The sequence below is a fragment of the Roseivivax sp. GX 12232 genome (genome assembly GCF_021272185.1).
Classification (GTDB): Bacteria; Pseudomonadota; Alphaproteobacteria; order Rhodobacterales; family Rhodobacteraceae; genus Roseivivax.
This window is the reverse complement of sequence record NZ_JAJSEC010000007.1, coordinates 1-14,344: the sequence shown is the minus strand read 5'-3', so window position 1 is coordinate 14,344 and position 14,344 is coordinate 1. Positions and strand designations below refer to the sequence as shown.

Below are 14,344 nucleotides of genomic sequence, written 5' to 3'. Positions count from 1 at the left end.
CGCAAGACCGCTCGGCCGGTGCGCCCGCGCCGCAAAAGCACGCCGATCCGGCCCTCGAAAGGAGGCGACATGCCCGACCTGAGCCTGCGCAAGAACGCCCCCTTCGAGGTGGTGACCCTGGGCGAGATGATCACCAGCCCCGAGGAGATGGCGCTGGTGAACCCCAACGCCAAGTTTCCGCTCGACCCGCTGGAATGGCAGGAGAAATGGCTGAACGAGCCGGACGACGCCTCCTTCTACCTGACCGACAGCGCGGGCCGCGACGTGGGGTTTTTCGCCCTGCGCGTGGGCGTCGGGCCGGAGGTGCGGCACCTCACCTATGTCTTCGTCGCCCCCGAGGCGCGCGGCGGCGCCGGGGCCGAGATGGCCGGGCTGGTGATCGAGGCGGCCCGCAGCCTCGAGGCGCTCACGGTGACGCTGAAATGCGAGACCGACAACCTGCCCGCGCTGCGCGCCTACGAGGGCGCGGGTTTCGAGCGGCTGTCCGAGCGCGGCGGCATGGCGACGATGATGGTGGACCTGGGGTAGGGCGGCGGCGCTGCGACAAGGGCGGCGCTCTTGCTTGTGGCAGATCTGTCGAGAGCTTGTCTGAGGCGCAGGCCCCGCGCCGCGCATAAGGCGAACGCCCGGCACCAGGCCGGACCTGCCTGAGAGTCCGCCGCTTGGTGCAAGGTGCCCGGCACCCGGCCGGGCCGCTCAGAGCGTACCGCTTACCGCCAAGCGCCCGACGGGGCGCTGGGTCTTGGACAGGGCGCGCCGCTCATCGCCCGCGCCCCACTCTCCGAAGCCTCAGGGCACCCCCTTCAGACCGTCAGCCCCTCAGGCTCCGCGATGCCCTGCGCGCGGCAGCAGGCGGTCACGGTATTGGCCAGCAAGCACGCGATGGTCATCGGGCCGACGCCGCCCGGCACCGGGGTGATCGCGCCCGCGACCTCGGCGCAGCTTTCGAAGTCGCAGTCGCCCACGAGCCGGGTCTTGCCCTCGCCCTTTTCCGGCGCGGGCACCCGGTTGATGCCCACGTCGATCACCGTGGCGCCGGGCTTGATCCAGTCCCCGGGCACCATCTCGGGGCGGCCCACGGCGGCGATAACGATGTCGGCGCGGCGCACCGTCTCGGCCAGGTCCCTGGTGCGCGAATGCGCCACCGTCACCGTGCAGCTTTCGCCCAGGAGGAGCTGCGCCATCGGCTTGCCGACGATATTCGACCGGCCGATCACCACCGCCTCGAGCCCCGAGAGCGTCCCGTGATGCTCGCGCAGCATCATCAGGCAGCCCAGCGGCGTGCAGGGCACCATGCTTTTCTGCCCGGTGCCCAGGAGCCCGACGTTCAGGATGTGGAAGCCGTCGACATCCTTGGCCGGGTCGATGGTGTTGATCACTTTCTCGGCGTCGATGTGCCCGGGCAGCGGCAGCTGCACCAGGATGCCATGCACCGCCGGGTCGCCGTTCAGCGTCTCGACCAGCGCCAGGAGGTCGGCCTCGGGCGTGTCGTCGGGCAGGCGGTGCTCGAAGCTCTGCATGCCCGCCTCGTGGGTCTGCTTGCCCTTGTTGCGGACGTAGACCTGGCTGGCGGGATCCTCGCCGACCAGCACCACGGCCAGCCCCGGCGTGATGCCGTGATCCTCTTTGAGGCGGGTGACATGCTGGGCGACCCTGTCGCGGATGGTCGCGGCGAAGGCCTTTCCGTCGATGCGTGTGGCGGTCATCCTCGTCCTTTCCAAGTCGTTTGGCGCGCGTATGAGGCCCGGGGCGGGCAAGCGCAAGCCGCACCCGGCCCGCCGCGGACCCCGGGGGCGGCCTAGAAGAGGCCCTCGATCTCGCCCGCCTCGTTCAGCCGGATCGACTGCGCCGCGGGGGCCGAGGGCAGGCCGGGCATGGTCATGATCTCGCCGCAGACCACCACGACGAAGCCCGCCCCGGCCGAAAGCCGCACCTCGCGCACCGGGATGGTGAAGCCGGTGGGCGCGCCGCGCAGGCCCGGATCGGTCGAGAAGGAATACTGCGTCTTGGCCATGCAGACCGGCAGGTCGCCGTAGCCCTGCTCTTCCCAGTCGGCGAGCTGGGCGCGGATCTTGCTGTCCATCACCACGCCGTCGGCGCGGTAGATCTCGCGGGCGACGGTCTCGACCTTCTGCGCGAGGCCCAGGCTGTCGGCGTAGAGCGGCGCGTAGTTCGCCGCGCCGCTGTCGCAGAGCTCGACCACCTTGCGCGCGGTCTCCTCGATGCCCTTGCCGCCGTCGGCCCAATGGGTGTTGAGGATCGCCTCGACGCCCAGCGTCGCGCAGAAGTCGCGGATCGCCTCAACCTCGGCGTCGGTGTCGGTGACGAAATGGTTGATGCCGACCACCGCGGGCACGCCGAACTTCTTCATGTTCTCGATGTGCCGCCCGAGGTTGGCGCAGCCGTCCTTGACTGCCTGGACGTTCTCGGAGCCGAGGTCGGCCTTGGCCACGCCGCCGTTCATCTTCATCGCCCGCACGGTCGCGACGATCACCACCGCGTCGGGGTGCAGCCCGGCCTTGCGGCACTTGATGTCCATGAACTTCTCAGCACCGAGATCGGCGCCGAAGCCCGCTTCGGTCACCACGTAGTCGGCCAGCTTCAGCGCGGTCTGGGTGGCGATCACCGAGTTGCAGCCATGGGCGATATTGGCGAAGGGTCCGCCGTGCACGAAGGCGGGGTTGTTCTCGAGCGTCTGCACCAGGTTCGGCTGCATGGCGTCCTTGAGAAGCACCGTCATCGCCCCTTCGGCGCCGATGTCGCGGCAGTAGACCGGGCTGCGGTCGCGGCGGTAGGCCACGATCATCGCGCCGAGCCGCGCCTCGAGGTCCTTGAGGTCGCGCGCCAGGCAGAGGATCGCCATGACCTCGGAGGCCACGGTGATGTCGAACCCGGCCTCCCGCGGGAAGCCGTTGGCCACTCCGCCGAGCGAGGCGGTGATCTGGCGCAGCGCCCGGTCGTTCATGTCGATGACCCGCTTCCAGACCACGCGGCGCAGGTCGATCTCGAGCGCATTGCCCCAGTAGATGTGGTTGTCGATCATCGCCGACAGCAGGTTGTGGGCGCTGGTGATGGCGTGGAAATCACCGGTGAAATGCAGGTTCATGTCCTCCATCGGGACGACCTGGGCATAGCCGCCGCCCGCGGCGCCGCCCTTCATCCCGAAGTTCGGCCCGAGGCTCGCCTCGCGGATGCAGATCGCGGCCTTCTTGCCGATGGCGTTGAGCCCGTCGCCGAGGCCCACCGTGGTAGTGGTCTTGCCCTCGCCCGCGGGCGTGGGGTTGATCGCGGTGACCAGGATCAGCTTGCCGTCGGGCCGGTCGGCCAGCCCGTCGATGAAGGACTGCCCGACCTTGGCCTTGTCGTGGCCGTAGGGCAAAAGCGCCGCGCCGGGAATGCCGAGGCGGTCGCCGATCTCCTGGATCGGCTTCTTCGTCGCCGCACGGGCGATCTCGATATCGGATTTATGTGCCATCTGTCCCTCGTAGCGCCCGCCGGGCCTTCTGTCTCGCGCTGCGGGACCTGGGTGCCGCAGACGCCACCTCCGAACAATCCGTTTTCCGCCGCGCCCATGCGTCTGGAAGCGACCACGGGTTTCCTTTTCGCGGCAGCGGGCGCGGAAAGGGGTGGTGCCGACCGGGACCGGGGCGGTAGGTCTCGGGAAAAGGCAGGAGAGAGCCGCATGGCGAAGCACAGAATTCTCATCACCCGGAAGTGGCCCGAGGCCTGCGAGGCGCGGGCGGCGCGCGACTACGACGCGCGGCTGAACACCGAGGATGCGGTGCTCTCGCCCGCGGAGCTGGCCGAGGCGCTGCAGAGCTACGACGCGGTCTGCCCGACGGTGACCGACAGCCTCTCGGCCGATCTCTTCGCCGGCGATCCCCGGACGCGAGTGATCGGCAACTTCGGGGTGGGCTTCAACCACATCGACGTGGCGGCCGCGCGGGCGGCGGGGATCACGGTGACCAACACTCCCGGCGTGCTGACCGATTGCACCGCCGACATCGCGCTGACGCTCATGCTCATGGCGATGCGCCGCACCGCCGAGGGCGAGCGGCTGGTGCGCGCGGGTGGCTGGGACGGCTGGAAGCCCACGCAGCTCATCGGCAGCAAGCTCAGCGGCAAGACGCTGGGCATCCTCGGCATGGGCCGGATCGGCATCGCCACGGCGCGGCGGGCGCAGCACGGCTTCGGCATGAAGGTGATCTACTACAACCGCTCCGAGGTCGCGCCCGAGCGGCTGGCGGGCCTCGAGGCCGAACGGCGCGGCTCGATCGAGGCGGTCTGCGCCGAGGCCGACGTGGTCTCGCTGCATATGCCCGGCGGTGGCGACAACACCGGCATGATCGGCGCCGAGGCGCTGGCGGCGCTGGGCCCCGAGGGCGTCCTGGTGAACACCGCGCGGGGCGATGTGATCGACGAGCCGGCGCTGATCCGCGCGCTGCAATCGGGCGCGATCCGCGGCGCGGGGCTGGACGTCTACGCCGAGGAGCCGCATGTGCCCGAGGCGCTGCGGGCGCTGGAAAACGTGGTGCTCCTGCCGCATATGGGCTCGGCCACCGCCGAGACGCGCGAGGCCATGGGGCACATGGTGCTCGACAACCTCGACGCCTTCTTCGCGGGCCGCGCGGTGCCGAACGCGGTGGGCTGAGGGCGCTTCAGGGGCGCTCCGCCCCGCCCCGGCGCCGAGCCGCCGCCCGGGCCGCCGTTCCCCGGAATCGCCGTTTCAGAATCATAGGCAGCCATGCTAGATATGGCGTTATGACCTCTCACAGCCCCAATATCCGCCCGACGATCCGGCAGCTCGACGATTCGGCGATCAACCGTATCGCGGCGGGCGAGGTGGTCGAACGGCCGGCCTCGGCGGTCAAGGAGCTGGTCGAGAACGCCATCGACGCCGGCGCCCGCCGCATCGGGGTCGAGATCGCCGATGGCGGCAAGACCCTGATCCGGGTCAGCGACGACGGGGTCGGCATGACGCCCGAGGACCTGCCGCTGGCGCTGTCGCGCCATGCCACCTCGAAGATCGACGGCTCGGACCTTCTGAACATCCGCAGCTTCGGCTTCCGCGGCGAGGCGCTGCCTTCGCTGGGCGCGGTGGGCCGGCTGACGATCCAGAGCCGCGCCGAAGGGGCCGAGGGCGCCGAGATCGCGGTCTCGGGCGGGGTGATGGAGCAGGTGCGCCCCGCGGCGCTGCGCCGGGGTACCATCGTCACCCTGCGGGACCTGTTCTACGCCACGCCCGCGCGGCTGAAGTTCATGCGCACCGACCGGGCCGAGGCCCAGGCGGTGGGCGAGATCCTGCGCCGCCTGGCCATGGCGGAGCCGGGCATCGGCTTCACCCTGCGCGACGTCTCGGGCGGCGGCGAGGGGCGGGTGACCTTCCGCGCCGATCCGGTTTCGGGCGATCTCTTCGAGGCGCTCTCGGGGCGGCTCACCCAGATCATGGGGCGCGAGTTCACCGAGAACGCCATCCCCATCGAGGCCGAGCGCGAGGGCATCCGCATGACCGGCCTCGCGGGGCTGCCGACCTATTCGCGCGGCGCGGCGGTGGCGCAGCATTTCTTCGTCAACACCCGGCCGGTGAAGGACCGGCTGCTGCTGGGCGCGCTGCGCGGGGCCTATGCCGATTTCCTCAGCCGCGACCGGCATCCGGCGGTGGCGCTGTTCATCTCCTGCGACGCGCGGCAGGTCGATGTGAACGTGCACCCGGCCAAAAGCGAGGTGCGCTTCCGCGATCCCGGCACCGTGCGCGGGCTGGTGGTCTCGGGGCTGAAACACGCGCTGGCCGAGGCCGGCCATCGCGCGTCCTCCACCGTGGCCGAGGCGGCGCTGGGCGCCATGCGGCCCGAGGCCTCGGGCCCGCCGCGCATCTACCAGATGGACCGCCCCGGCCCCCGGGCGCTGGCTTCCGCGCGGGCCGCCCAGGCCCCCGCGCCGGGCTTCGCCGAGATGCAGCACGCCTGGTCGGGCCGGGTCGAGACACCGTATGAGGGCCCCACCGATGCGCCCGCGCCGGGGCAGCCCCCCGCGCCCGAGGCCGAACCCGTGGAGGCGCTGCCGCTCGGGGCCGCGCGCGGGCAGGTGCACGAGAATTACATCATCGCCCAGACCGAGACCGGCATGGTCATCGTCGATCAGCACGCCGCGCATGAGCGGCTGGTCTACGAGCGGCTGAAGCGCCAGATGGCCGAGAACGGCGTCGCGGCGCAGGCGCTCCTGATCCCCGAGGTGGTGGAGCTGTCCGCCGGGGACTGCGCGCTCCTGCTCGAGGCCGCCGAGGAGCTGTCGCGCCTCGGGCTGACCATCGAGCCTTTCGGCGGCAGCGCCGTGGCCGTGCGCGAGACGCCGGCGCTTCTGGGCGAGGTCAACGCCGAGGCGCTGATCCGCGACGTGCTGGACGAATTGTCCGAAGGCGGCGGCGCGCGGCTGGTGCAGGAGAAGATCGAGGCGATCCTGAGCCGCGTCGCCTGTCACGGCTCGATCCGCTCGGGCCGCCGGATGCGCGGTGAAGAGATGAACGCCCTCCTGCGCGAGATGGAGGCGACCCCGCATTCGGGCCAGTGCAACCACGGACGGCCCACGTATATCGAATTGAAACTGGCCGACATCGAGAAGCTGTTCGGGCGGAGCTGAGGCGCGCCCGGCTTTTGCCCCCTCGACCGGTCCGACCCTTTTTGGAAAGCCCGCGACATGAGTGTGCCTTTTGATCTTCTTGCCCTGGCCGAGACCTACCTGGTCCCGCTTCTCGCCGTGCTGGCGGTGCTGCTGGTCGCGCTTCCGGTGCTGGCCCTGCGGTTTGCGCGGCGCGGAGAGGCGCTGGAGGGCGCGCGCCGCGCGCTCGAGGCCGAACGGCAGGAGGTGGCCCGGATGGGCGCCGAGCTCTCCGCTGCGACCACCCGCGCCGAGCGGCTGCCGCAGCTCGAGCAGGAGCTGCAGGACGAGCGCCGCTCGCGCTACGACGCGCAGGAGCGCAGCGCCCGGCTCGAGGCCGAGATGGATGCCCTGACCCGCGCCCACGAGGAAAAGCTGAGCGAGCTGCGCGACATCCGCAAACAGCTCGAGGACAAGTTCTCGGCGCTGGCGGGCAACGTGCTCGAAAACAACTCGCAGAAGTTCCTGAACCTCGTGACCGAGCGCTTCGAGAAGCACAAGGAAAGCGCCGAGAAGGAGCTGACCACCCGGCAGGAGGCGATCGGCAACCTGGTGAAGCCCCTGCAGGACCGGCTGGTGAAATTCGACGAACGCATGGGCGAGATCGAGAAGGCCCGGAACGAGGCCTACGGCGCGATCCGCACCCAGGTCGAACAGCTCACCCAGGGCCAGACCACGCTGAACTCCGAGACCCGCAAGCTGGTGCAGGCGCTGCGCGCGCCCAAGACCCGCGGCCGCTGGGGCGAGATGCAGCTGCGGCAGGTCTTCGAGATGGCCGGCATGACCGAAGAGGTGGACTTCCTGTCGGAAAGCTCGATGGAGACCGACGAGGGCCGCCGCCGCCCCGACGCCCAGGTGCGCATCCCCGGCGGCAAGAGCATCATCGTCGACGCCAAGACGCCGCTCGACGCCTATCTCGACGCGCTCGAGGCCGAGACGCCAGAGGCGCGCGAGACCCACATTCAGCGCCACGCCCGGCAGGTGCGCGAGCACATCAAGGGGCTCGCCTCCAAGGCCTACCAGGACCAGCTCGACAGCACGCCGGATTTCGTCGTGATGTTCATCCCCGGCGAGACCTTCGTCTCGGCCGCCTGCGAGGCCGATCCGGGTCTTCTGGAGTTCGGCTTCGAGAAGCGCGTGCTGATCGCCACGCCGACCACGCTGATGGCGCTGATCAAGGCCATCGCCTACGGCTGGCAGCAGGAGAAGATGGCCGAGAACGCCGCCGAGGTGCAGCGCGTCGCCAAGGAGATCTACGACCGGCTGGGCACCTTCGCGGAGCATCTCGACAAGGTCGGGCGCAGCCTGCGCTCCTCGGTCGAAGCCTACAACCGCTCGGTCGGCTCGCTCGAAGGGCGGGTGCTGCCCTCGGCGCGCAAGTTCGAAAGCCTGAGCGTCGTGCCGCCGAACGAGCGTTTCGCCCAGATGAGCCAGGTCGAGGTCGAGCCGCGCGCGCTTTCGGCGCGGGAACTGGCGCAGCTCGGCGAGGACTGATCCGGGCGCCCGGGAGGTCCCCGGCGGGCCTCCCCCGTGCCCCGGGCCTGCGGGCAATCCGCCGCCCCGGGACACGCAGGATATTTCCTCTTTCCTTACGGCACCTAAGTCGTTCACCCTGAGACGAGCGGCGGGGCCTTTCGGCATCCGCGCGCAACCGAAGACCACCCGATCGCGCCGCCAGATGCGCGGCGGGTGGACCGGCGAGGGAGGCGTGCCTTGGCACCGATCAGGGGAGTGAAATTTTGTTCACCCTTGAACAAATTGTCATGCGACACCCGCATGGCAGTTATTCAAGCACCCACCTATGCGCCCGGAGCATACCCTGTTAACGCTAGCCCAACGGCTGGGTGCCGGGGGCAGGGCTCTGCCCCGTCTCTGGCACGCCGCGCGGGGAGCGATTAAGTTCAACGCTAAACAAATTCTGGCGCGCAGCGCCGCGATTTAGGGAAGAGGGCTCATGAGAGATACGCCGAACGACATCGATCCCGTCGAATCGAAGGAATGGCAGGAGGCGATCGAGGACGTGATCCTGCGCGACGGCCCGAACCGCGCGCATTTCCTGCTCGACAAATCGGTGCAGCAGGCCCGGGCGGCCGGCGCCAACCTGCCTTTCTCGGCCACCACCCCCTATCAGAACACCATCTCGCCCGATGACGAGATCGACCTGCCGGGCGACAGCGAGATGGAATGGCGCATCCGCACCATCAACCGCTGGAACGCCATGGCGACCGTGGTCCGCGCCAACAAGGAAAAGGACGGCATCGGCGGGCATATCGCCTCCTTCGCCTCTTCGGCGGCGCTCTATGACGTGGGGCTCAACCACTTCTGGCGCTCGAAATCGACGATGCACGGCGGCGACCTGGTGTTCTTCCAGGGCCACGTGATCCCCGGCATCTACGCGCGCTCCTTCATGGAAGGCCGGCTGTCGGAAGAGGACCTGAAGTCCTTCCGCTCCGAGGTCGATGGCGGCGGGCTGTCGTCTTATCCGCACCCCTGGCTGATGCCGGATTACTGGCAGTTCCCGACCGTCTCCATGGGCCTCGGGCCGATGATGGCGGTCTACCAGGCGCGGTTCATGAAATACATGCACAACCGCGGGCTGATCGACGCCGCCGACCGCAAGGTCTGGGCCTTCCTCGGCGACGGCGAGATGGACGAACCCGAAAGCCTCGGCGCGATCTCCATCGCCGCGCGCGAGGGGCTCGACAACCTGATCTTCGTGATCAACTGCAACCTGCAGCGGCTCGACGGCCCGGTGCGCGGCAACTCCAAGATCGTGCAGGAGCTCGAGGGCAACTTTCGCGGCGCCGGCTGGCAGGTGATCAAGCTGCTCTGGGGCCGCGGCTGGGACGAACTCCTGGAGCGCGACACCTCGGGCAAGCTGCGCCAGCTCATGGACGAGACCATCGACGGCGACTACCAGACCTTCAAGTCGAAGGACGGCGCCTACATCCGCGAGCATTTCTTCGGCAAATACCCCGAGACCGCGGAGCTGGTGAAGGACTGGACCGACGACGAGATCTGGGCGCTGCGCCGCGGCGGCCACGACATCAAGAAGGTCTACAACGCCTATCACCGCGCCACCCACACCGAGGGGCAGCCGACCTGCATCCTGGTCAAGACGGTGAAGGGCTACGGCATGGGCTCGGCCGGCGAGGGCATGAACACCGCCCACCAGTCGAAGAAGATGCAGATCGACCAGCTCAAGGCGATGCGCGACCGCTTCCGCATCCCGATCGACGACAAGGACCTCGAGAAGGTGCCCTTCGTCACGCTGAACAACGCCCAGAAGAGCTACCTGGCCGACCGCCGCAAAGAGCTGGGGGGCGAGTTCCCCAAGCGCAATTCCGATGCGCCGAAGCTCGAGGTGCCGGGGCTCGACAAGTTCAAGAAGGAGCTGCAGTCCTCGGGTGACCGCGAGTTCTCCTCGACCATGGCCTTCGTGCGGATCCTGACGACGCTGCTGCGAGACAAGGAGATCGGCAAGTATCTCGTGCCGATCGTGCCGGACGAAAGCCGCACCTTCGGCATGGAGGGGCTGTTCCGCTCGGTCGGCATCTACAACCCGCTGGGGCAGAACTACACGCCCCAGGACGCCGACCAGATGATGTATTACAAGGAGAGCAAGGACGGCCAGGTGCTCCAGGAGGGCATCAACGAGGCCGGCTCCATGGCCGACTGGATCGCCGCGGCGACCGCCTATTCGACCCATGGCGTGCCGATGATCCCCTTCTACATCTTCTACTCGATGTTCGGCTTCCAGCGGATCGGCGATTTCGCCTGGGCCGCCGGCGACAGCCGCGCGCGGGGCTTCCTTCTGGGCGGCACCGCCGGGCGGACCACGCTGAACGGCGAGGGGCTCCAGCACGAGGACGGCCACAGCCACATCCTGGCGGGCACCATCCCGAACTGCGTCAGCTACGACCCGACCTTCTCTTATGAAGTGGCGGTGATCGTGCAGAACGGCCTGAAGCGCATGTATGCCGACCAGGAGGACGTCTACTTCTACATCACCTTGATGAACGAGAACTACGCCCACCCCGAGATGCCCACGGGCGCCGAGGAAGGCATCATCAAGGGTCTTTACCGGATGCAGAAGACCGCGCGGCCGGGCAAGAAGCACGTCAACCTGATGGGCTCGGGCACGATCCTGATGCAGGCGATCCGGGCGGCCGAGATGCTGAAGGAAGACTTCGGCGTGAGCTCGGATATCTGGTCGGCGACCTCCTTCAACGAACTGGCCCGCGACGGCCAGGACGCGGTGCGCCACAACCGGCTCAACCCGCTCGGCGAGGAGCGCGTGCCCTATGTCACCCAGCTGCTGGACGGCACCAAGGGGCCGGTCATCGCCGCGACCGACTACATGAAGAACTTCGCCGAACAGATCCGGGCCTTCGTGCCGAACCGCTTCACGGTGCTCGGCACCGACGGCTTCGGCCGGTCCGACAGCCGCGAGAACCTGCGCCGCTTCTTCGAGGTCGACGCCAACCACATCGCGGCGACGGCCATGGCCGAACTCTACCGCGATGGCGCGGTGAGCGAGAAGGAGCTGCAGAAGGCTCTCGACAAATACGACATCGACGGCGGCAAGCCGAACCCGCGCCTGAGCTGATCGCGGACACGAGGAGACAGACGACATGACGACCGAAGTGAAAGTTCCCGATATCGGCGATTTCTCGGATGTGCCGGTGATCTCGGTTCTGGTGAGCGTGGGCGACACGATCGCCGAGGAAGACCCCCTGATCGAGCTCGAGAGCGACAAGGCCACCATGGAAGTGCCCTCGAGCCACGCGGGCACCGTGAAGGAGATCAAGGTCGCGGAAGGCGACAACGTCTCCCAAGGCGACGTGATCCTGATCGTCGAGGCCGCCGACGGCGGCTCGGGCGACAGCGGCGGCGGCGAGGAGAAATCCGCGCCCGCCCAGGCCGCCGAGCCCGAGGCCCCGAAGGCCGCCGCGCCCCAGCAGAGCTCGGCCCCCGCCGCCGCGGCGCCCGCGCCGGTGACCGACAAGGGCTTCGGCCGGGTCCATGCCTCGCCCTCGGTTCGGGCCTTTGCCCGCCGGGTCGAGATCGACCTCTCGACGGTGAACGGCACCGGCCGCAAGGGCCGCATCCTGCGCGAGGACGTGGAGAAGGCGCTGAAGTCCCAGGCCGCGCCCGCCGCTGCCGGTGGCGCCGCTCAGGGCGGCATGGGCATCCCGCCGATCCCGGCGGTCGACTTCTCGAAGTTCGGCCCCGTGGAAGACGTCGAGATGAGCCGGATCAAGAAGCTCTCGGGCCCGGCGCTGCACCGCTCCTGGCTGAACATTCCGCATGTCACCAACAACGAGGAAGCGGATATCACCGAGCTCGACAAGTATCGCAAGGAGCTCGACACCGAGGCCAAGGAGCAGGGCTACCGCGTCACGCTCCTGTCCTTCATCATCAAGGCCTGCGTCGGCGCGCTGAAGAAGCACTGGGAGTTCAACTCCTCGATCCACCCCGACGGCGACAAGCTGATCCGCAAGCATTTCTACAACATCGGCTTCGCCGCGGACACGCCCAACGGGCTGGTGGTGCCGGTGCTGAAGGATGCCGACCGCAAGGGCATCGTGGAGATCTCCAAAGAGCTGGGTGATCTCTCCGGCGCGGCCCGCGAGGGCAAGCTGAAGGGCGACCAGATGCAGGGCGCGACCTTCACCATCTCCTCGCTCGGGGGCATCGGGGGGACGCATTTCACCCCCATCGTGAACGCGCCCGAGGTGGCGATCCTGGGGCTCTCGCGCTCCAAGATGGCGCCGGTCTGGGACGGTGAGCAGTTCGTGCCGCGCAACATGCTGCCGCTGTCGCTGAGCTACGACCACCGCGCCATCGACGGCGCGCTCGCCGCGCGCTTCAACGCGCATCTGAAGTACCTTCTGGCCGATCCGCGCCGGATCATGCTGTAACGAAGAGGTCCGAGCATCATGGAAATCAAGGTTCCCGATATCGGCGACTTCAAGGACGTGCCTGTGGTCTCGGTCCTGGTCAGCGTCGGCGACACCGTCGCCGAGGAAGACCCGCTGATCGAGCTGGAGAGCGACAAGGCGACCATGGAGGTGCCCTCCTCGGGCGCCGGCAAGATCACCGAGATCAAGGTCAAGGAAGGCGACAGCCTCTCCCAGGGTGACGTGATCCTGGTCCTCGAGGCCGCGGAAGGCGCGGGCGATGCCGACGGCGCCGCCTCCGAGCCCGCCGAGGCCCCCAAGGCTCCTGCCGCCGAGGCGCCCAAGGCGGCGGCCGGCACGGCCTCGGGCTCGGGCGATCACCACGCCGACCTGGTGGTCCTGGGCTCCGGCCCGGGCGGCTATACCGCCGCCTTCCGGGCCGCCGACCTCGGCAAGAAGGTCATCCTGATCGAGCGTTACGCCTCGCTCGGCGGGGTCTGCCTGAACGTGGGCTGCATCCCCTCGAAGGCGCTGCTGCATGCCTCCAAGGTGATCACCGAGACCGAGGAGATGTCGGACCACGGCCTCTCCTTCGGCAAGGTCAAGGTCGACGCCGAGAAGCTGCGCGGCTGGAAGAACGACGTCGTCGGCAAGCTGACCGGCGGGCTCGCGGGCATGGCCAAGCAGCGCAAGGTCACCGTGGTCGAGGGCACCGGCAGCTTCACTGGCGCCAATTCGATCGAGGTCGCCGGCAAGGACGGCACAAAGGTCGTGACCTTCGACCAGTGCATCATCGCCGCTGGCTCGCAGCCGGTGGAACTGCCCTTCGTGCCGCATGACGACGACCGGGTGGTCGATTCCACCGGCGCGCTCGAGCTCGATCCGATCCCGAAGAAGATGTGCGTCCTCGGCGGCGGCATCATCGGCTTCGAGATGGCCACGGTCTACGACGCGCTCGGCGCCGATGTGACGGTGATCGAGATGATGGACCAGATCCTGCCCGGCGCCGACAAGGACATCGTGAAGCCGCTGCAGAAGCGCATGGAAGGTCGGATGACCATTCACACCAAGTCCAAGGTCACCGAGGTGAAGGCCCAGAAGAACGGCCTCAAGGTCACCTGGGAGGACGCCAAGGGCGAGGCCCAGACCGAGATCTTCGATAAGATGCTGGTCTCGGTCGGCCGCAGCCCCAACGGCGGCAAGATCGCCGCCGAGAAGGCCGGCGTCGCGGTGACCGACCGCGGCTTCATCGAGGTCGACGAGTTCCAGCGCACCAATGTGCCGCATATCTTCGCCATCGGCGACGTGGTCGGCCAGCCGATGCTGGCGCACAAGGCGGTGCACGAGGGCAAGGTGGCCGCGGAAGTGGCCTCGGGCGAGAAGCGCGCCTTCGACGCCCGGGTGATCCCCTCGGTGGCCTATACCGACCCCGAGGTCGCCTGGTGCGGCGTCACCGAGGCCCAGGCCAAGGAGCGCGGGCTGAAGATCGAGAAGGGGGTCTTCCCCTGGGCGGCCTCGGGCCGGGCCCTGTCGAACGGCCGCTCGGAAGGTCTGACCAAGCTGATCTTCGACCCCGAGGACGACCGCGTCATCGGCGGCGCCATCGTCGGCACCAACGCCGGCGACCTGATCTCGGAGGTGGCGCTGGCCATCGAGATGGGCGCCGACGCGGTGGACCTCGGCCATACGATCCACCCGCATCCGACGCTTTCGGAGACGGTGAACTTCGCGGCCGAGATGTTCGAAGGGACGATCACCGACCTGATCCCGCCGAAGCGCAAGAAAAG

General features: G+C 68.6%; 9 protein-coding genes. 7 read left to right on the top strand and 2 right to left on the bottom strand.

Going from position 1 to position 14,344, the window contains the following annotated elements; genetic code table 11:
• Positions 1–69 precede the first annotated feature (69 nt).
• A complete protein-coding gene (locus LR948_RS12600; protein WP_232754393.1) occupies positions 70–528 on the top strand; it encodes an N-acetyltransferase in 459 nt (152 codons plus the stop codon).
• 275 nt (positions 529–803) lie between these two features.
• Here the strand turns inward: LR948_RS12600 and folD are convergent, their stop codons facing one another.
• Both folD and LR948_RS12590 read right to left on the bottom strand, forming a co-directional pair.
• Complete coding sequence (gene folD / locus LR948_RS12595; protein ID WP_232754392.1) at positions 804–1,706, bottom strand: bifunctional methylenetetrahydrofolate dehydrogenase/methenyltetrahydrofolate cyclohydrolase FolD; 903 nt, start codon at positions 1,704–1,706, stop codon at positions 804–806.
• Between the two features lie 92 nt (positions 1,707–1,798).
• Positions 1,799–3,475 carry a formate--tetrahydrofolate ligase gene (locus tag LR948_RS12590; protein WP_232754391.1) on the bottom strand — a complete coding sequence of 559 codons (1,677 nt, stop codon included), beginning with the start codon at positions 3,473–3,475 and terminating at the stop codon, positions 1,799–1,801.
• A gap of 207 nt (positions 3,476–3,682) precedes the next feature.
• Here LR948_RS12590 and LR948_RS12585 point away from each other — a divergent pair, with 207 nt between their 5' ends.
• From LR948_RS12585 to lpdA, 6 genes are all read left to right on the top strand, one after another.
• Positions 3,683–4,651: a D-glycerate dehydrogenase gene (locus LR948_RS12585; RefSeq protein ID WP_232754390.1), complete on the top strand. Its 969-nt coding sequence runs from the start codon at positions 3,683–3,685 to the stop codon at positions 4,649–4,651.
• Between the two features lie 110 nt (positions 4,652–4,761).
• Positions 4,762–6,636: a DNA mismatch repair endonuclease MutL gene (gene mutL / locus LR948_RS12580; protein ID WP_232754388.1), complete on the top strand. Its 1,875-nt coding sequence runs from the start codon at positions 4,762–4,764 to the stop codon at positions 6,634–6,636.
• 57 nt (positions 6,637–6,693) lie between these two features.
• On the top strand, positions 6,694–8,148 hold the full coding sequence (rmuC, locus tag LR948_RS12575) for a DNA recombination protein RmuC (protein WP_232754387.1): 1,455 nt from the start codon (positions 6,694–6,696) through the stop codon (positions 8,146–8,148).
• 460 nt (positions 8,149–8,608) lie between these two features.
• The gene (gene aceE / locus LR948_RS12570; protein WP_232754385.1) at positions 8,609–11,263 is read left to right on the top strand and encodes a pyruvate dehydrogenase (acetyl-transferring), homodimeric type; all 2,655 of its coding nucleotides are present in this window, start codon (positions 8,609–8,611) and stop codon (positions 11,261–11,263) included.
• A 25-nt stretch (positions 11,264–11,288) separates the two neighbouring features.
• Complete coding sequence (gene aceF, locus LR948_RS12565; protein ID WP_232754382.1) at positions 11,289–12,578, top strand: dihydrolipoyllysine-residue acetyltransferase; 1,290 nt, start codon at positions 11,289–11,291, stop codon at positions 12,576–12,578.
• Between the two features lie 18 nt (positions 12,579–12,596).
• Positions 12,597–14,344 (top strand): dihydrolipoyl dehydrogenase (gene lpdA, locus LR948_RS12560; protein ID WP_232754380.1); only part of this gene is annotated, 1,748 nt, incomplete at its 3' end.